This window comes from Novosphingobium sp. EMRT-2 (genome assembly GCF_005145025.1).
Classification (GTDB): Bacteria; Pseudomonadota; Alphaproteobacteria; order Sphingomonadales; family Sphingomonadaceae; genus Novosphingobium.
This window is the reverse complement of record NZ_CP039695.1, coordinates 1,081,377-1,099,006: the sequence shown is the minus strand read 5'-3', so window position 1 is coordinate 1,099,006 and position 17,630 is coordinate 1,081,377. Positions and strand designations below refer to the sequence as shown.

Sequence of the window (17,630 nt, the reverse complement as noted above, 5' to 3'; positions counted from 1 at the left end):
GTTGTGGTATCAGATCCGTTCGATGATGATCGCGGGCGCCATGCCGCCGGCGGCGCACATGGTGACGAGGCCATAGCGGCCGCCGGTGCGCTCCAGTTCGTCGAGCGCGGTGCCGATCAGGATCGAACCCGTGGCGCCGATCGGGTGGCCCAGCGCCATCGCGCCGCCGTTGGGGTTCACCTTCGACCGGTCGAGGTCGAGATCGCGGATGAACTTTTCGGCGACCACGGCGAAGGCTTCGTTGATTTCCCAGACGTCGATGTCGTCCTTGGTCAGTCCGGCCTTGGCTAGCACCTTCTTCGCCGCCGGAACCGGGGCGTTGAGCATCAGCGTGGGATCGTCACCCTGGTTGGCGTAAGCAACGATGCGGGCGCGCGGCTTCAGCCCGTGCTTGTCGGCATAGTCCTTCGAGGTGACGAGAATGGCGGCCGCGCCATCGACCACGCCCGAGGAGTTGCCAGCATGGTGGAAATGCTGGATTTCCACGTCGGGATAGCGGCGGTTGATCTGCTTGCGGAAGGTGGTGCCGCCAAGGTCGAAATCGGCCAGCCCGGCGAAGCTGGGCTTGAGCGCGGCAAGGCCTTCGGCGGTCGTTTCGGGGCGGGGGAACTCCTCGCGATCGAGCGCGACCGAGCCGTCCTCGTTATAGACCGGCACCACGGATTTGGCGAAGCGGCCTTCCTTGATCGCCACGTCCGCGCGCTGCTGGCTGACGAGCGCGAGAGCATCGAGCGCTTCGCGGCTGATGCCTTCGATCGAGGCAATCGCATCGCCGCAAACGCCCTGGTGCGATTGCGGGTGGATGGCGTCGAGCGCCATGTTGCCCGAACCCATGCCCAGCGGCTTGATGCCGGCATTGGCCTGTTCCGCGCCGTGGGCAGCGGTGAAGCTCATCATTTCGGTGCCGCCCGCGATCACGCAGTCTTCCATGCCTGACATGACCGAAGCGCAGGCGAGGTTCACCGAGGTAATGCCACCGCCGCAGAACCGGTCGAGCGTGGTGCCGCTGGCGGTGATGTCATAGCCGGCGGCCAGCGCCGACATGCGGCCAAGGTCGCCACCCTGCTTGCCGACTTGCGATGAGGTGGACCAGATGATGTCGTCCACGGTGGAGGTGTCGAGGTGGTTGCGGTCCTTGATCGCCTTCAGCACGGTTGCCGCAAGGTGCTGCGGATGCAGGTGCGAAAGCGCGCCCTTGCCGGGCTTGCCCACGCCGCGCGGCGTGCGGACGGCGTCGATGATATAGGCTTCGGCCATTGTCAGTCTCTCCCTGTCGCGATGCCGGGCAACTCTGTCCGGACGCTCGCTAGATGGCGTTTAATCGATCGATTAATACGCGTGAGCGGTCTCTGCAAGTCCAATTCGCCGGGCGCAACCATGCGGTATCCGCGGCCGCCCCTCTCGACACCGTTTCGGCGGCGTGCCTATGATGTCCGTCATGCTCACCGACCAACTGCTCGATCAGGCGCGTGGACTGTCCGACCGGATCGTCTCCTTGCGCCGCGCGATTCACGCCGAACCGGAACTGGGGCTGCAGACGCCGAAGACGCGCGACAAGGTGCGCGCCGCGCTGGCCCATCTGCCGCTCGAATGGCGGGAAGGGCCGTCCACCACCGGCCTTGTCGCCACGTTGAAGGGCGGCGCCGGGGAAGGGCGCACCGTGCTGCTGCGGGGCGACATGGATGCCCTGCCGATGCCCGAGGAAACCGGGCTGCCCTATGCCTCGACCATTCCCGGCGCGATGCACGCCTGCGGGCACGACACGCATACCGCGATGCTGGCCGGCGCCGTCGAACTGCTGGCCGCGCGCCGCGAAAGCTGGGCGGGCGAGGTCCGCTTCATGTTCCAGCCGGGCGAGGAAGGTTGGCACGGCGCGCGTTTCATGCTCGAAGACGGTCTGCTGGGCGGTGGCGACCGCCCGCTGCCCGAAGCGGCGTTCGCGCTGCACATCATGCCGAACAGCCCGCATGGCCTTGTCGCCGGGCGTGCCGGCCCGCTGATGGCTTCGGCCGACCAGTTCGAGATCGTGGTTCGGGGCAGCGGCGGCCACGCCTCCATGCCGCATTACACGCTCGATCCCGTGCCGGTGGCCTGCGAGATCGTGACCGCGCTGCAGGCCATGGTCACGCGCAAATTCCCGGTCGCCGATCCCGTCGTCGCTACCGTGGCCAAAGTGGAAGCGGGCACGGCGCACAACGTGATCGCCGATACCGCGACGCTGGGGGGCACGCTGCGCACGCTCTCGCCCACCAACCGCGAGGCTCTGCGCGAGGGATTGCGCACGCTGGCAACGCATATCGCCGCCGCGCACGGTATGACGGCAGACGTGACGCTCACGCCCGGTTTCCCGGTGACGGTCTGCGATGCCCGCGCGGTCGATCTTGGCGAAAGGGTGGCGCGGCAACTGCGCGGGCCGGATGCGTTCCACCGCCTAGCCGATCCGATCATGGGGGCGGAGGACTTCTCCTACGTGCTGGAAAAGGTGCCGGGCGCGATGTTCTTCCTGGGCGTTGCGCACGAAGGGACCGACTGGCGCCACGCCTGCGGCATCCATTCCACGCGGATGGTCGTGGACGAGGCCGTGCTCCCGCTGGGCACGGCGTTGCTGGCGGGATGCGCCGAGACGTTTCTGGCGGAAGGTTTCGCATGATCTGGTGGAATGCCGAAATGCCCTCGCTCGAGCGGCTGACGCGCATGGGCACGAAGGCCATGCCCGCGCTGCTGGGTATCGAGTTCGACGATTGCGGGCCGGACTGGATCCGGGCGCGAATGCCGGTGGACGAACGCACGCACCAGCCGTTCGGGCGGCTGCATGGCGGAGCTTCGGTGGCACTGGCGGAAACAGTCGGCTCGATGGCGGCGGCGATGACCGTCGATCCGGACAAGTTTGTCGGGGTCGGAATGGAGATCAACGCCAACCACGTTCGTCCCGTCCGCGATGGATGGGTCTATGCCACGGCCCGGCCGGAGGCGCTGGGCAGAACCACGCACGTCTGGTCGATTCGCATCGAGGACGGGGAAGGCCGGCTGGTGTGCGTTTCACGCCTGACCGTGGCGATCATTCCGCTCGACCGGAAGTAACGTGCCGCCAACTATCAACACGGTCGCTGTCAAAATTTACCGTGTGCTGGAACCATCCGGCGGGAAAAGCATTGTGGGCGGTATAGAAGACCAGCGGCAATGCGGCCGCGCCCGGGACAAATCGGTTTGGTGACGCAGGACAACAGCTATTCGGGCATGACCGGTGCCGGTGACCATGAAAGTCCCAAGCGGATTCTGGTTCTGGACGACGAACCGTTGATCCTGCTCGATCTGGAATGCGCGGTCGCCGATGCCGGCTGCGTGCCATTGACGGCGCTTGAACCGGGCGAAGCGCTGGAAATCCTTGATGCTGAGCGGGTGAGCGCAGCCATTCTCGATGTGTCGCTGGGGCATGGCAAGACGTGCGAGCCGGTTGCGCGCGCGCTGGCGGCGCGGGGCGTTCCTTACGTCCTGCATACCGGCGATGTTGAGCGGCTGGACACGGCGGTCCGCGATCTGGGAGGGGTTCTGGTGCCCAAGCCGACGCCGGCTTCGGTCGTGGTCACGCGCGCGTTGCAATGCGCCCGCGATGGTTCCCGACAGGATGTGAACCAGAGCCATTAACTGTCACTGTCTTGCAATCGGTCTGCCGCAGGGCAAGAAGGCGTCCCGAACGAGGAGCCTGATTTCATGATCGATGCGGAGGGCCGCGTCCTGCCCATGCAGGGCATTCACAATTTTCGGGACTATGGCGGCTACCCTGCGCGCGGCGGAGCCATCCGGCAGGGCGTGCTGTGGCGATCGGGCCAGCATGGCGATGCCACGGCGGACGATCTCGACGCGGTGCATCGCCTGGGCATCGCCACGGTGATCGACCTGCGCGGCGACAGCGAGCGTGAAGCCTGCCCGTGCCTGCGCCATCCGGAATTCGACGGGCACGTCCTGTTCCACCCGGGCGAGACGGCCAGCGCCCATGGCCGTGCGGTGCACGAGGAAGCGGCCGAGCAGGTCCGCACCGCCGCCGACGCGCACGCCGCGATGATCCGGTTGTACGAAACCCTGCCGTTCCGCCCGGTGCTGGCCGGCACGTATCGCCTCTATCTGCGCGCGCTGGTCGACCGCGACGGGGCGAGCTTGCTGCATTGCCTGGCGGGCAAGGACCGGACCGGCGTGGCCGCCGCGCTGGTGCATCACCTGCTGGGCGTTCATCCCGATGACATCCTGGAAGACTATCTGCTGACCAACACGGCGGGCAACGCCGAAGCGCGCATTGCGGCAGGAGCACGCCACGTTCGCGCCGGGTTCGGCCGGCACATGGACGATGCGGCGGTGCGCGTGCTGATGTCGGTCCATGCCGACTATCTCGACACCAGCTTTGCCGCGATTCGCGAACGGCATGGATCGGTGGAGGCCTATGCCGACGCGGTGCTGGGCTTCGGTGCAGCGGATATCGCGGCCCTGGAGCGGCGCCTGATAGTCTGACCTCGCCGCTCACAAGGCGAATTTGCCGGATAACCGGGCTGCGCGGACTCGCATTCCGCGCGGGGTATTCCTATGTCGCTTGCCCAGTTTCGGCACCCGTTGCCACAGGCCCCGACCGGAGTTCACCATGGCCACCACGCACAAGACCCGCATGCTCATCATCGGTTCCGGCCCCGCCGGCCTGACCGCCGCGATCTATGGCGCGCGAGCCGGGATGGAGCCGATCGTGGTGCAGGGTCTTCAGCCCGGCGGCCAGCTGACCATCACCACCGACGTCGAGAATTATCCCGGTTTCCGCGAAGCCGTGCAGGGACCGTGGCTGGTGCAGGAAATGCAGGCCCAGGCCGAGCACGTCGGTACGCGGATGCTGTGGGACACGATTACCGAGGTCAGCCTGGAAGGTCCGCCGTTCCGCGCGGTGGGCGATAGCGGCGACATCTACGAAGGCGATACGCTGGTGATCGCCACGGGCGCGCAGGCCAAGTGGCTGGGCGTGCCGGGCGAAGTCGAGTTCGGCGGCAAGGGCGTTTCGGCCTGCGCCACCTGCGACGGGTTCTTCTATCGCGGCAAGAAGGTCGTGGTCATCGGTGGCGGCAACACCGCGGTCGAGGAAGCGCTGTACCTGACCAACCATTCGCAGGACGTCACGATCATCCACCGCCGCGATTCGTTCCGCGCCGAAAAGATCCTGCAGGACCGCCTGTTCGCGCATCCCAACGTGAAGGTGCTGTGGAACAAGAAGGTCGACCGTTTCGTGGGCGAGCCCGGCAAGGGCCTGACCGGCGTGGCAGTGATCGATACCCAGACGGGCGAGCAGTCCGTGGTGGAGACGGACGGCGCTTTCGTCGCGATCGGTCACGCTCCGGCGACCGAACTGTTCAAGAGCAAGTTGGAGCTGGACGAGAGCGGCTACATCGTGGTCGAGCCGGGCACGCCCAAGACCGCGATCCCGGGCGTGTTCGCGGCTGGTGACGTGATGGACCACACCTATCGCCAGGCGGTAACGGCGGCCGGCACGGGCTGCATGGCGGCGTTGGATGCGGAACGGTTCGTGGCCGAACTCGATTTCGCGGCCAGCAAGACGGAAGCGGTCGGCTAAGCCAGCACATCCAGCAGGCGCGCGAACAGCCATTCGCGCGCCGCTTCGTCGGAAAAACTGTGCGAGGCGCTGGCGATCCGCCGGATGCGCGGATCGTCCTTCGGCCACGCCGCCTCGAACAGTTGCGCGGTGCGGTCGCCGCTGGCGAGCAGGATGGTGAGCGGCCCGGCGAACGCCTCCGCCCCGGCGCGCAAGGCGTCCACCAGCGACGACGGCGCGGCCGCCGGCGCGGCGGCGCTGCGCAGGCCCCGGAACAGCTTGGCGATGTTCACGCCGCCCGTCAGCAGGCGCAGCACTTCGCGCGGGTTCTTCAGCTTGGCGAGGTAACGCTGGCGGATCGCGGCGGCGGGCATCGCCTCGGGCGCCTCCTCGCCATCGATCGTCCACGGATTCGCCAGCACCAGCGCGTCGATGCCCAGCCCGGCGTGATGCAACAGCAGCGCGGCGGCGGCATCGCAGTTGCCGAAAGCCACCACGCGGCGGACGTGCGGCGCAGCCTTGCGGAACGCGGCGATCGCGGCGGCGAGGTCATAGCGGCTGGAGCGGAATCCCCCGTTCGCGCCTTCGCTGTCGCCCACGCCGCGCCGGTCGAAGCGGAACACGGGAACGCCATGGCGCGCCAATCGGGCCGCGAGTTGCGCTTGCCCGGCCCACGCTCCGGCGCGGATTTCGTTGCCGCCCGAAACGATCAGCAGGCCCGTAGTCCCCGTGGCGCTCGCCATGTCCAGCGTGCCGGCCAGCATCGCGCCTTCGCACGGAAATGACAGGTGCTGGCGGTTCATGCCGCGACCTCGCGCGCGATGAGGGCGGCCAGGGCCTCCGATTGCGCCGCATCCTCACCCGGTTCGGCGCGCAGCCACAGCGCGCCGCCGCCAAGCTCGGCCTGCCGGATCGTGCGCTGTGCCTCGTCCGCCGGCAAAGCGGTTTCCAGCCCCGCGATCAGCGAGGCTCCGCACCGGTAGCCGGCGAGGTCCAGCCCCTCGGCGCGGCCCAGGTTCAGGAGCACGGCGCTGTCCTCCTCACGGCCGGCCTCGCGCGCGGAGAGCGTGCGGGCGCGGATCAACTGGCGCAGGACCGTAGCGCCCTTGACCGGCTCCAGCACCCAGCCCGGCAGCGAGGTGGGAAAGACCAGCGCCCCGCCACGCACCGCCAGCACATGCGTTACGGCGAAGTGCGCCGCCGCCTGTGCCATGGCGGTGCGCCAGGCGTGGAGGCTCTGAGCGGCGAACTCTTGCGGGCTTTCGTTGCAGCCGGGCAAGTCGGGCAGGAAGCTGTCGATCCCGGCGGCGTCGAGCCGGCGCATGGTTTCGACCAGGAAGCGCCGCGTGCGGTTCGCTTCCTCGAACAGCGCGGGCACGATCAGCAGGCGGTGCGCGCGGTCACGGTCGAACGCGAGCGCCTGTTCGTTGGCGGGGCCTTCCGGGCCGGGGCAGGGCCAGTCGGCGAACACCGCGATCAGGCGGCCGCGCGCTTGACCTGCGCGAAGGCGAGCAGGTTGCCGTAGGTTTCCAGCAACTCGCCATCGACTTCGTCATCATCGATCACGATGTCGAAGCGGTCTTCCATTTCGGTGAGCAGGCCGGCCACGGCCATCGAATCGAGTTCGGGCAGCGCGCCGAACAGCCCGGTATCCGCATCGAACGCGGCAACGCGGTCCGCCGCGAGACCCAGAACGTCGCGCAGGATCGCGCGGAGCAGCGTGTCGGTTTCGTCGTTGGCCAGACCGGTCACTATCGAACCTTCCCTGATATCATGGTTTTCGCGGCGTCTAGCCAGCGCGGGAGTCCGGAGCAAGGGGCGTTACGTCCGCCCGCCGCGCACGAGCGCCTTGGCGATGGCCGGCCAGCGGCGCGGAGCGAGCGGACGGTAGAACGCCACCTGCCAGCGCGTGCGGGTGCTTTCCATCCAGTCGCGCTTGTAGGGATCGTCGCCGGTGCCGAAGTCCACTTCGCGCACGTGGTCGCGATCGATCACATGCTCGAACAGCGCGGCGGTCAGCAGCGTGCCGGGCGAATGGGCCTTGGCGCTTTCATCGTGCGCCAGCTTGTGAATGAAGGCGGTGCCGCCCTCCACCGTCCAGAACTGCGCGGCCACGGGCTTGCCGTCGATCGTGGCGATGCCCAGCCGCAGGTTGCCGGCCGCGCTTTCGGCTTCGGCGAAGCGGCGCAGGAAGGCGGGGCTGCCTTCTTCCGGCTTCCAGCTCAGCCGATAGATCGTTTCATAGGCGGCCCAGTCTGCATCATTGAACGCGGTGGCGATGCGCAGGTCGACCACGCCCTTTTTGCCCTTGCGCCGCACGGTTTCGCGCAGGCGGCCGGGGCGGGCGGCCCAGTATTCGGCAAAGCTGCGGCCGTCCACCGGCAGGATATGGTTGGTGTCGCAGGGAGAGGCAAAGGCCAGCCAGCCCGCCTTGCGGAACGCGGCGGCCAGCGGCGCCACGTCTTCCTCGGGCAGCGGCGACAGCACGATCTGGTCGTGCGTGCGCGACAGGTCGCGCGCGATGCCTTCCAGCAGCGCCGCGCCATGATCGGTCCAGCGCGCGCGGGTGAAGAAGCTGTACCAGTTGCCAAGCGGCTCCAGCGTGCCCGGCGCGGTCTGGCGCAGGGGCAGCACCGCGCGTTCGTCCCCGTCGCGCGCGGCGGCGAGGAAGCAGCGCGCGGGATCGAGGCATTCGCGCGCCAGCAGGGCGTACCAGTCCAGCCGGTCGAACGGCGCGCGCTGCATCTCGCGGCCGAGCAGGCGCGAAAGCGCGGCGTCTTCTTGCGCTTCGTTAAGACTGGCGTGATAGACGATGGCGCCCAAGAACCGAATTCCCCGTTGCGAAGGTCCGAAAACCGCGTGTCCGCCGATCCCGATCCTGCCGTTCATCCGCTGGACCACTTGCCCTTGCGTGGCGCGCCGGAAGCCCCGGCGCTGATCCTGCGGAACGAGACCCTTAGCTTCGAGGCGTTAAATGACCGTGTAGGCCGCTTGGCGGCATGGCTCGCCCGGCAGGTGCCGGAAAAGGGCGCGCGGGTGGCCACATGGCTGGCCAAGACCGAGCTGGCCTGCCTGATGCCGCTGGCGGCCGTGCGCGCCGGGCTGGTGCACGTTCCGGTGAATCCGTTGCTCAAGCGGGCGCAGGTGGCGCACATTCTGGCTGACAGCGGCGCGCGGCTGATGATTTCCAACACGGCGCGGCTCGATACGCTGGAGCCGGGCGATGCCGGGCAGGCCGCGCTGTGCGAGGAAGCCGGCGTGCGCGAGGGGCTGGGCGGGGAGGCCGATCCGCTGCCCCCAAGCAAGGCCGCGCCCGATGATCTGGCGGCGATTCTCTACACCAGCGGCTCGACCGGCCGGCCCAAGGGTGTGGTGCTCAGCCACGCAAACCTGTGGCTGGGGGCGGTCAGCGTGGCGCACTACCTGAAAGTGACGCCGGCCGACCGCGTGCTGGCGGTGCTGCCCTTCGCGTTCGATTACGGCCAGAACCAGTTGCTTTCGACCTGGTATGCCGGGGGCGCGGTGGTGCCGCTCGATTACCTGACCCCGCGCGATGTGGTGAAGGCCGTGGCGCGCGATGGCGTGACCAGCATTGCCGCGGTTCCGCCGCTGTGGCTGCAACTGGTGGAGCAGGACTGGCCCGAGGATGCCGCCCGGCAACTGCGCCGGCTGACCAACAGCGGCGGCGCGCTGACGCCCTCGCTGGTGCGCGCCTTGCGCGCGACGTTTCCCGAAGCGCGGCTCTATCCGATGTACGGCCTGACCGAGGCGTTCCGTTCCGCTTATCTCGATCCCGATCTGGTGGACGCCCATCCGACATCGATCGGTCGCGCGATTCCCTTTGCCGAGATCATGGTGGTGGCCGACGGCGGTGCCGAAGCCGCGCCGGACGAGGAAGGCGAACTGGTCCATGCCGGGCCGCTCGTGGCGCAGGGCTATTGGCAAGACGCCGAACGCACCGCCGAGCGCTTCCGCCCCGCGCCCGCGTTCTCCGCGCTGGGCGGCATGGCGGTGTGGTCGGGCGATCGCGTGCGGCGCGACGCTGAAGGGCTGCTGCATTTCGTGGGGCGGCGCGATGCCATGATCAAGACATCGGGCAACCGTGTCAGCCCGCAGGAAGTGGAGGAAGCGGCGGTTGCCACCGGGCTGGTCGCCGAAGCCGTTGCGCTGGGCCTGCCTGATCCGCACCTGGGGCACGCGATCCATCTTGTCGCCCGGCCCGCCGTGGCGCCGGAGAAAGCCAAGGCGGAACTGCTGCCCGCGCTGACCCGCGCGCTGCCCAATTTCATGGTGCCGCGCCACGTCCACTGGCGGGCGGACATGCCGGTCAGCCCCAACGGCAAGCTGGACCGCGTGGCCCTCGCCGCCGAAATCGCGGGCGGAGGGAACGCATGAAGCCGCTCGGTCCCATCCCGCCCGGTTTCGCCGCGATTGACGGGGAACTGGCCATCGCCGGTCGCAAGGCGAGCGACCTAGTGGAGGAGGCCGGGCGCACGCCGCTGTTCGTCTATGCGCGCGAATTGCTCGACCGGAAGATGGCCGGCCTGCGCGCGGCGATGCCGGAGCGGCTGGCGATCCACTACGCGGTGAAGGCCAACCCGTTCGGGCCGCTGCTGGCGCACATGGCCGGGCTGGTCGACGGGTTCGACATCGCGTCGGGCGGCGAACTGGCGATGGTGGAGGCCGCCGGCATCGATCCGGGTCTGGTGAGCTTTGCCGGACCGGGCAAGCGCGACGCGGAACTGGAAGCCGCGATTGCCAGAGGCGTGACGCTCAATCTCGAATCGGAAGGAGAGGCGGACCGCGCCTTGTCCATCGCCGAACGGCTGGGGCGGACGCCGCGCCTTGCCATTCGCGTCAATCCCGATTTCGATCTCAAGGGATCGGGCATGAAAATGGGCGGCGGGGCCAAGCCGTTCGGGATCGACGCGGAGCGCGTGCCGGCTCTGGCGCGCCGCCTGATCGCGTCCGGCGCGGAATGGCGGGGTTTCCATATTTTTGCGGGAAGTCAGGCGCTTGATGCCGCTGCCATCGCCGATACGCAGGCGCAGACGCTGCAACTGGCGGCGCGGCTGGCGGAGGAAAGCGGCGCGCCGCTGCCCAAGTGCAACCTGGGCGGTGGCATGGGCATTCCCTATTTCCCCGGCGACGAGCCGGTGGACGCGGAGGCTGTGGGCGCGGCTCTCGGCGAACGCTTCGCGGACCTGCCGGCGGTGCTGGCCGAGACGCATTTCTGCATCGAGCTGGGCCGCTATCTGGTGGGCGAAGCGGGCGTCTATCTGAACCGGATCGTCGATCGTAAGGAAAGCCATGGCGAGATTTATCTCGTCACCGATGGCGGTCTGCATCACCAGCTTGCCGCCAGCGGCAACTTCGGCACGGTGGTGCGGCGCAACTATCCCAGCGCCATCGCCACGCGGTTCGACGCACCGGTGGAGGAGGAGGCGAGCATCGTCGGCTGCCTTTGCACCCCGCTCGACCGGCTAGCCGACAAGGGCGGCTTTCCCCGCGCCTATCCGGGCGATCTGGTGGCGATCTTCTGCGCCGGGGCCTATGGCGCCAGCGCCAGCCCGGCGATGTTCCTGGGGCAGGGGCCGGCGGCGGAAATCCTCGTATGAATCCGTAACGGAGCGGATTTTCATACCGCCCCGCCATTCCGTACCGTTTCGGGACTGGCCGCAAATTACCGATGTTTTGCAGGCGCGGTTCAGAGAAGGCTAACGGTATCTTCACCCTTTTTCGCGATAGCCGACACTGAATAGCGGTGCCTTCCGTGTCCCTTGGCGGGACGGCGGAAGCGTCGTCGCTGGCTCGGAAAAGGACAGTCCATGCCGATCGATACGCGTCTGACCCGCCTGCTTGCCGGCACCGCCATGGCAAGCCTTGCCCTTTCGGGCTGTGCGGGTTCGGGCGGCAAGCCGCAGCTTCCGCCGGCCTCGTTCGTCTCGCTGCAGGAAGGGCCGGGCGAGGAATACGTGATCGGCCCGCTCGACGAACTGACGATCTTCGTGTGGCGCAACCCCGAACTCGGCGCGAGCGTGCAGGTCCGGCCCGACGGGCGCATCACCACGCCGCTGATTACCGACATGCCGGCGGTGGGCAAGACGCCCTCGATGCTGGCGGAAGACCTCAAGCTCCAGCTCTCGCAATATATCCAGGAGCCGATCGTCTCGGTCATCGTCAACAAGTTCGCGGGCACGTTCAGCCAGCAGGTGCGGATCGTCGGGGCGACGGAGAAGCCGGCCTCGATCCCCTATCGCGCCAACATGACGCTGCTCGACGCGATGATCGCGGTGGGCGGTCTGTCCGAATACGCCGCCGGCAACCGCGCCCGCCTGATCCGCTTCGACAAGCAGACCGGCAAGCAGAAGGAATACGCGGTCAAGTTGGGCGATTTGCTGCGCAAGGGGGACAGCAAGGCCAACGTCCTGCTCATGCCCGGGGATGTGATCATCATCCCCGAGAGCACGTTCTGAGCGGCGGCGGGACGAGGGGGCCTTTCCGGCGATGACCAACATCTACGAAGAAGTGCGCATCGCGCTTTACGGTATCTGGCACCGGCGCTGGCTGGCGCTGGGCATCGCCTGGCTGGTCTGCCTTGTCGGGTGGGTCTTCGTGGCGATGGTGCCGAACAGCTACGAATCGAAAGCGCGCATCTTCGTCCAGACCGACAACGTGCTGTCCGACCAGATCGGCGTGGGCAACGACGGCAAGCGCGATATCGAGCGCGTGCGCCAGACGCTGACCAGCTCGGTCAATCTCGAGAAGGTCATCCGCGCGACGCGGCTGGGCGACAAGATCACCAGCGACAAGCAGATGGAATCGGCGGTCCAGGGCCTGGGCGCGCGGATCAAGGTGGTCAGCCAGCAGGACAACCTGTTCGAGATTTCCGCCAGCTCCGGCAGCGGTGGCTATACCGACGTGCAGAACGCCAAGCTGGCGCAGGACATCGTGCAGAAGATGATCGACATCTTCCGCGAGGAGAACCTGGCCGGCGGTCGCGGCGAGATGAGCAGCACGCTTGCCTTCATGGATCAGCAGCTGGCCGATCGTCAGAAGGATCTCGAAGCTGCCGAACAGAAGCGCCAGGAATTCGAGGCGAAGAACACCGATCTCATTCCCGGCAGCGGATCGCTGGGCGCGAAGCTGGAAAGCGCGCGTTCCGAACTGCGCGGCGTCGAATCCGATCTGCTGGCGGCGCAAAGCGCGCTCGCCTCGATCAACGGCCAGCTTTCGGGTACGCCGCAGACGATCATGGTGCCCGGCGTATCGGGCGGCGCCAAGGGTGCGCTGGCGCAGGCGCAGTCTGATCTCGCATCGATGCGCGCGCGCGGCCTTACCGACAGCCACCCCGATGTGATCGCGCTCAAGAGCCAGATCGCCAGCCTCTCACGGCAGGCGGCATCGGAAAGCGGGCACGTCGGCGGCACGCCCAACCCGGCCTATTCCTCGCTCCAGTCGATCAAGGCGGATCGCGAGGCAAGCGTGGTGGCGCTGCAATCGCGCAAGGCATCGCTCCAGGGCGAAATCGGCCAGCTTACCGGCAAGCAATACAGCGAACCGGCGGTCGCCGCCGAAGCGGCGCGGATCAATCGCGATTATGACGTGCTGAAGGAACAGTACGACAAGCTGCTGCGCGATCGCGAACAGCTTCGCCTGCGCGGCCAGGTGGAATCCGAACACGATGCGGTGAAGTTCGACGTGATCGATCCGCCCTCCACGCCGCGCGCGCCGGCGGCTCCGGATCGGCCGTTGCTGCTGATGCTGGTGCTGATCGTGGGCCTGGGCGCGGGCTGCGGCGCGGCGTTCGCGGTGGCGCAGTTGCGATCGACCTACACCACGACCGGCCAGCTCGAACGGGCCTCCGGGATGCCGGTGCTCGGCTCCGTGTCGCTGACGCTGACGCGCCAGGCGCGGGCGCTGCGCAACCGGCACCTCAAATGGTTCGCCGGCGCAAGCGCGGGCCTTGTGGCCGTGCTGGTGCTGCTGCTGGCGGTCGAATTCATGAAACGCGGCATGGTGGCGTGAGGAAGCGGGGTTGAAGATGACCGACCAGAGCAAAATCCCGCTGCCGCCTTCCGGCCCGTCGCTGATTGAGCGCGCGGCCGGGACGTTCGATTTCCGCAAGGTGTTGCAGACTCCGGTGCCCGCCGCTCCCAGCGAACCGGCTCCGGAAGCGTCTGCGCCTGATGCCGCGCCCGTCACGCCTGTCGCGCCCGTGCCGCCCTTGCCGGCGGCCGTGGACGGTCCGGCACCGGTGGCGGCGCAACCCGTGCTTGACGGTATCCCGGCGGAACAGGTCTTCAAGGGCAAGCTGCATCCGATCGACCGCCTGCACTTGCGCGAACAGTGCCTGATCGAACCCGATGGCGCGGTGACGGAACTGCTGGAAGAGTTTCGCATCGTGAAGCGCCAGCTGCTGCTGACGGCGGCGGATTCGCGCGCCGGGCGCGGCGCCCCGCATGGCGAGCGCATTCTTGTCTGTTCGGCCCACCCGGGCGAGGGCAAGACGTTCTGCGCCACCAATCTGGCGCTGTCGATCGCGGCGGAAAAGGACAACGAAGTCCTGCTGGTCGATGCTGATTTCGCCAAGCCCAGCGTGCTGTCCGCGCTCGGGCTGCCCGGCGGCCCCGGCCTGATGGACGCGCTGGCCGATCCATCGGTCGTGGTCGAGGACTGCATCCTCGGCACCGACATTCCCGGCCTATTCGTGCTGCCGGCCGGCAATTCGACCGGCTCCGACACCGAATACCTGGCGTCCGCACGAACGCGTACGGTGCTGGACCGGCTGACGGCGCACGCGCCCAACCGCATCGTCATCTTCGACAGCCCGCCCGCGCTGGCGGCCTCTCCGGCTTCGGAGCTGGCCATGCATGTCGGACAGGCGATGATGGTCGTCCGTGCGGACCAGACCGGCGAAGCCGAACTGCGCGACGCGGTGAACATCCTTTCCGGCTGCGAGAACATCCGGCTGCTGCTCAACTGCACGCGCTTCTCACCCACAGGCCGGCGTTTCGGCTCTTATTACGGGTACAAGGAATGAAGATGGCCCGCCTTTCCACGCGCCGGGGCGCGCAATTCGCCCTGCACGGGGCCGCAGCGCTGCTGGCGCTGCACGGCGCGCCCGCGCTGGCGCAGAAGCTTGACTATGGCAATGTCGATGACGCCTCGGGCGGCGGCGACGCGGGTGGGGACGCTTCCGCGAAGGGCCGGGGTGGTCATTCGATCCGTTCCGCCGGCGGCGGCGCGCGGACCACGATCCAGCCCTATCTCGAAGTCTCGCAGAACCTGCTGGCCGAACTGAAGCCCGGCGACGACGTGCTCACCTACACCGCGATCGCGGCCGGGGTCGATGTGGCGCTTAACGGGCGCAACACGCAAGGCGCGGTCTCGTTCCGCTACGAACGGCGCATCACCGAAAAGGGCAATACCGCCAACGGCGACACGATCTCGGGCCTCGCCCGGGTGAAGCACGATCTGATCCCGCGCACGCTGTCGGTGGAAGCCGGCGGCCTGGCGACGCGGACCCGCGTCGATGCGACCGGCGCGGGCAGCCTGAACCCCGTGGCCACCAGCAGCGCGACCACGCAGATCTATTCGGCCTATGCCGGGCCGGCGCTGGCGACGCATGTCGGCGATGTGGCGGTCAACGGCTCCTACATGGTGGGCTACACCAAGGTGGATACCAAGAACGGCGTGACCGCCGTGGCCGGGCAGCCCAGCTCCAACATCTTCGATCATTCGCTTTCGCAATCGGCGCAGCTTTCGGCAGGCGTACGCCCCGGCGTGATCGCGCCGGTGGGCGTGACCGCCAGCGGCCGCTATGCGCAGGAAGACATTTCCAACCTCGACCAGCGCTATCGCGAACTGAACGCCGGCGTGCAGGTGACCCTGCCGGTGACGCAGGACCTCGCGCTGGTGGGCGATGTCGGGTATCAGGACGTGCAGGTTTCGGCCCGCGATGCGGTCTATGACGTCAACGGCGTGCCGGTGATCGGCAGCAACGGCCGCTTCGTCACCGACAAGTCCAAGCCGCGCGTGATCGCCTATGACTTCAGCGGTCTCAGCTGGGATGCCGGCGTGATGTGGCGGCCCAGCCGGCGCACATCGCTTTCGGCCTTCGTCGGCCGCCGGTACGACAGCACGACCTATTACGGCAGCTTCAGCTATGCGCCCAATGCGCGCAGCGCGCTGGGTATCTCGGTCTATGACGGCATTTCCGGCTTCGGTTCCTCGCTGGGCAACGCGCTGCGCGACGTGCCGACCGACTTCGAGGTCGGCCGCGATCCGTTCAACGGCAACATCAGCGGTTGCGGCATCGGTTCGACCGGCGGCGGCTGCGTCGACGGCGCGCTGGCCTCGCTGTCGTCGTCGGTGTTCCGCGCCCGGGGCGTCAACGCGACGTACGGGATGACCGTGGGCCGCCTGCGCGCGGGGATCGGCGCCGGCTATGTCCGCCGCAAGTTCATTGCCGCGCGGGGCACGGTATTGGGCCTTGCCGATAGCACCGTGGACGAAAGCTGGTATGTCGATGGCGGCGTTTCCGGCCGGCTCGACCGGCGATCCAGTTTCGCCGTGGCGGTTTACAGCGCTTGGTACAACAGCGGTTCGGCTGGCAATGCCAAGGGCAACGCGGTGGGCGCCAACGCTTCCTATTTCCGCAACCTGACCGATCGTCTGGTCGGCAGCGCGGCGGTGGGCATCGATGGCTTCAGCCGAAAGGCGGCGCCGGACGAACTCGTCGCATCGGGCCGGATCGCCCTGCGCTACAATTTCTAACGCCCGGGGGGCTTCGATGTACGATACGTTCTATGGGCTGACAGGGCGCCCCTTCCAGCTTACGCCGGACCCGGATTTCTATTTCGAGAGCACGACGCACCGCAAGGCGCTGTCGTACCTGGGCTATGGTCTGGCGCAGGGCGAAGGGTTCATCGTCATCACCGGCGAGGTCGGCGCGGGCAAATCCACGCTGGCCGCGCACCTGATGGCGACGATCGACCGCCAGCGGCTGACCGCCGGCCAGATCGTTACCAGCAAGCTCGATGGCGAGGAGCTGATCCACGTTGCCGCGCGCGCCTTCGGCCTGCACGTGCCGGGGCACGACAAGGCTTCCGCGCTCGCGGCGATCGAGGTGTTCCTGCACGAGGAAGCGCGCGCCGGCCGCCGCTGCCTGCTGGTGGTGGACGAAGCGCAGAACCTTTCGATCGGCGCGCTCGAAGAACTGCGGATGCTGTCGAACTTCCAGCTCGGCGCGCATCCGCTGCTGCAGATGCTGCTGCTGGGCCAGCCGGAATTCCGCACGCTGCTGCAGACTTCGCCCGAACTGGAGCAGTTGCGTCAGCGCGTGATCGCCTCGCACCATCTCGATGCCATGGAAGCGGGCGAGGTGGGGCCGTATATCGAACACCGCCTCGCGCGTGTGGGCTGGACGGGCAATCCCGCGTTCGAGCCGCGCGTCTATGCCGATCTCGCGCGGGCAAGCGGCGGTGTGCCGCGCCGGATCAACCAGATCGTCAGCCGCCTGCTGCTGATGGGCGCGATCGAACAATCCCCGGGCATCGACAACGCAATGCTCAAGGACGTGCTGACCGATCTCGATCGCGATGCGGCGGGCGGTGCCGTGGCCGCGCAACCGGCCCCGGCGGCCGAACCTGCGCTGGCCGATGCGCTGCCGGTTATGGATTCCTTTGCCGCGCCCGAACCCGCGCTGGAGCGCGACGTTCAGCCGGCCGGCAAAGCCGCGCCCGAGGCTCCTGCGCAACCGGCGTTCGACCTGTCACTGATCCAGCAGGCGCTGGCCAGCCGCGACGAACAGATTGCCGAACTGCAGCAGGCCGTGATCGAACTCGCCGAACAGCGACCGGCCGCAACGGCGGAGGACCCGGCTCGCGATGAACTCGCCGCCGCGCTGGAGGATGCCAACGGTCGCGTCGCCGCACTGGAAACGCGGCTGGCCGAGCAGGAGCAGGCGATCCGCCATGTCCTGACCATGCTGATCGAATGGCTGGAAAGCGAGCAGAAGCCGCGCCTCGCGGCCTGAGGAGGAAAG

17 protein-coding genes are annotated in these 17,630 nt (G+C 67.9%); 12 read left to right on the top strand and 5 right to left on the bottom strand.

Annotated features, from left to right (window positions below; all coding sequences use genetic code 11):
• Positions 1-9 precede the first annotated feature (9 nt).
• Positions 10-1,257, bottom strand: coding sequence for an acetyl-CoA C-acetyltransferase (locus FA702_RS05420; protein WP_136955321.1), 1,248 nt, complete (start codon positions 1,255-1,257; stop codon positions 10-12).
• Between the two features lie 181 nt (positions 1,258-1,438).
• On the opposite strand from FA702_RS05420, the gene FA702_RS05415 reads away from it, so the two are divergent.
• The 5 genes from FA702_RS05415 to trxB all read left to right on the top strand — a co-directional run bounded on the left by FA702_RS05415 (position 1,439) and on the right by trxB (position 5,602).
• Positions 1,439-2,650: a M20 family metallopeptidase gene (locus FA702_RS05415; RefSeq protein ID WP_136955320.1), complete on the top strand. Its 1,212-nt coding sequence runs from the start codon at positions 1,439-1,441 to the stop codon at positions 2,648-2,650.
• A complete protein-coding gene (locus FA702_RS05410) occupies positions 2,647-3,081 on the top strand; it encodes a hotdog fold thioesterase (RefSeq protein WP_136955319.1) in 435 nt (144 codons plus the stop codon). The genes FA702_RS05415 and FA702_RS05410 overlap by 4 nt, the downstream gene beginning before the upstream one ends.
• A 129-nt stretch (positions 3,082-3,210) precedes the next feature.
• The gene (locus FA702_RS05405) at positions 3,211-3,645 is read left to right on the top strand and encodes a response regulator (protein WP_255504725.1); all 435 of its coding nucleotides are present in this window, start codon (positions 3,211-3,213) and stop codon (positions 3,643-3,645) included.
• Between the two features lie 66 nt (positions 3,646-3,711).
• On the top strand, positions 3,712-4,503 hold the full coding sequence (locus FA702_RS05400) for a tyrosine-protein phosphatase (RefSeq protein WP_136955318.1): 792 nt from the start codon (positions 3,712-3,714) through the stop codon (positions 4,501-4,503).
• Between the two features lie 127 nt (positions 4,504-4,630).
• Positions 4,631-5,602, top strand: a complete 972-nt coding sequence (trxB, locus tag FA702_RS05395; RefSeq protein ID WP_136955317.1) for a thioredoxin-disulfide reductase — start codon at positions 4,631-4,633, stop codon at positions 5,600-5,602.
• Here trxB and FA702_RS05390 read toward each other — a convergent pair.
• The 4 genes from FA702_RS05390 to FA702_RS05375 form a co-directional block, all read right to left on the bottom strand.
• Positions 5,599-6,384: a hydrolase 1, exosortase A system-associated gene (locus FA702_RS05390; protein ID WP_136955316.1), complete on the bottom strand. Its 786-nt coding sequence runs from the start codon at positions 6,382-6,384 to the stop codon at positions 5,599-5,601. The two genes, trxB and FA702_RS05390, sit on opposite strands and share 4 nt — an antisense overlap.
• On the bottom strand, positions 6,381-7,052 hold the full coding sequence (locus FA702_RS05385; RefSeq protein WP_136955315.1) for a hypothetical protein: 672 nt from the start codon (positions 7,050-7,052) through the stop codon (positions 6,381-6,383). Before FA702_RS05385 ends, FA702_RS05390 begins: the two co-directional genes overlap by 4 nt.
• 5 nt (positions 7,053-7,057) lie before the next feature.
• Complete coding sequence (locus FA702_RS05380; protein ID WP_136955314.1) at positions 7,058-7,333, bottom strand: phosphopantetheine-binding protein; 276 nt, start codon at positions 7,331-7,333, stop codon at positions 7,058-7,060.
• A 69-nt stretch (positions 7,334-7,402) separates the two neighbouring features.
• The gene (locus tag FA702_RS05375; RefSeq protein ID WP_255504724.1) at positions 7,403-8,404 is read right to left on the bottom strand and encodes a GNAT family N-acetyltransferase; all 1,002 of its coding nucleotides are present in this window, start codon (positions 8,402-8,404) and stop codon (positions 7,403-7,405) included.
• A 36-nt stretch (positions 8,405-8,440) separates the two neighbouring features.
• Here FA702_RS05375 and FA702_RS05370 point away from each other — a divergent pair, with 36 nt between their 5' ends.
• The 7 genes from FA702_RS05370 to FA702_RS05340 all read left to right on the top strand — a co-directional run bounded on the left by FA702_RS05370 (position 8,441) and on the right by FA702_RS05340 (position 17,621).
• Positions 8,441-9,976, top strand: coding sequence for an acyl-CoA ligase (AMP-forming), exosortase A system-associated (locus FA702_RS05370; protein WP_136955312.1), 1,536 nt, complete (start codon positions 8,441-8,443; stop codon positions 9,974-9,976).
• Positions 9,973-11,199: a pyridoxal-dependent decarboxylase, exosortase A system-associated gene (locus FA702_RS05365; RefSeq protein ID WP_136955311.1), complete on the top strand. Its 1,227-nt coding sequence runs from the start codon at positions 9,973-9,975 to the stop codon at positions 11,197-11,199. The genes FA702_RS05370 and FA702_RS05365 overlap by 4 nt, the downstream gene beginning before the upstream one ends.
• A 210-nt stretch (positions 11,200-11,409) precedes the next feature.
• Positions 11,410-12,057: an XrtA/PEP-CTERM system exopolysaccharide export protein gene (locus tag FA702_RS05360; RefSeq protein WP_136955310.1), complete on the top strand. Its 648-nt coding sequence runs from the start codon at positions 11,410-11,412 to the stop codon at positions 12,055-12,057.
• 31 nt (positions 12,058-12,088) lie between these two features.
• Entirely contained in the window at positions 12,089-13,609 is a 1,521-nt protein-coding gene (locus FA702_RS05355) for an XrtA system polysaccharide chain length determinant (RefSeq protein WP_136955309.1), read from the top strand.
• A 16-nt stretch (positions 13,610-13,625) separates the two neighbouring features.
• Positions 13,626-14,624, top strand: coding sequence for an AAA family ATPase (locus FA702_RS05350; protein WP_136955308.1), 999 nt, complete (start codon positions 13,626-13,628; stop codon positions 14,622-14,624).
• 2 nt (positions 14,625-14,626) lie between these two features.
• Positions 14,627-16,360, top strand: coding sequence for a preprotein translocase subunit YajC (locus tag FA702_RS05345; protein ID WP_136955307.1), 1,734 nt, complete (start codon positions 14,627-14,629; stop codon positions 16,358-16,360).
• Between the two features lie 16 nt (positions 16,361-16,376).
• Complete coding sequence (locus FA702_RS05340) at positions 16,377-17,621, top strand: XrtA/PEP-CTERM system-associated ATPase (protein ID WP_136955306.1); 1,245 nt, start codon at positions 16,377-16,379, stop codon at positions 17,619-17,621.
• Positions 17,622-17,630 lie beyond the last annotated feature (9 nt).

Excerpts from the sequence above, each read along its gene's own strand:
- FA702_RS05400 (WP_136955318.1), top strand. The coding sequence starts at position 3,712 with ATGATCGATGCGGAGGGCCGCGTCCTGCCCATGCAGGGCATTCACAAT.
- FA702_RS05350 (WP_136955308.1), top strand. The coding sequence starts at position 13,626 with ATGACCGACCAGAGCAAAATCCCGCTGCCGCCTTCCGGCCCGTCGCTG.
- FA702_RS05340 (WP_136955306.1), top strand. The coding sequence starts at position 16,377 with ATGTACGATACGTTCTATGGGCTGACAGGGCGCCCCTTCCAGCTTACG.
- trxB (WP_136955317.1), top strand. The coding sequence starts at position 4,631 with ATGGCCACCACGCACAAGACCCGCATGCTCATCATCGGTTCCGGCCCC.
- FA702_RS05355 (WP_136955309.1), top strand. The coding sequence starts at position 12,089 with ATGACCAACATCTACGAAGAAGTGCGCATCGCGCTTTACGGTATCTGG.
- FA702_RS05415 (WP_136955320.1), top strand. The coding sequence starts at position 1,439 with ATGCTCACCGACCAACTGCTCGATCAGGCGCGTGGACTGTCCGACCGG.
- FA702_RS05360 (WP_136955310.1), top strand. The coding sequence starts at position 11,410 with ATGCCGATCGATACGCGTCTGACCCGCCTGCTTGCCGGCACCGCCATG.
- FA702_RS05390 (WP_136955316.1), bottom strand. The coding sequence starts at position 6,384 with ATGAACCGCCAGCACCTGTCATTTCCGTGCGAAGGCGCGATGCTGGCC.
- FA702_RS05345 (WP_136955307.1), top strand. The coding sequence starts at position 14,627 with ATGGCCCGCCTTTCCACGCGCCGGGGCGCGCAATTCGCCCTGCACGGG.
- FA702_RS05420 (WP_136955321.1), bottom strand. The coding sequence starts at position 1,257 with ATGGCCGAAGCCTATATCATCGACGCCGTCCGCACGCCGCGCGGCGTG.
- FA702_RS05365 (WP_136955311.1), top strand. The coding sequence starts at position 9,973 with ATGAAGCCGCTCGGTCCCATCCCGCCCGGTTTCGCCGCGATTGACGGG.
- FA702_RS05410 (WP_136955319.1), top strand. The coding sequence starts at position 2,647 with ATGATCTGGTGGAATGCCGAAATGCCCTCGCTCGAGCGGCTGACGCGC.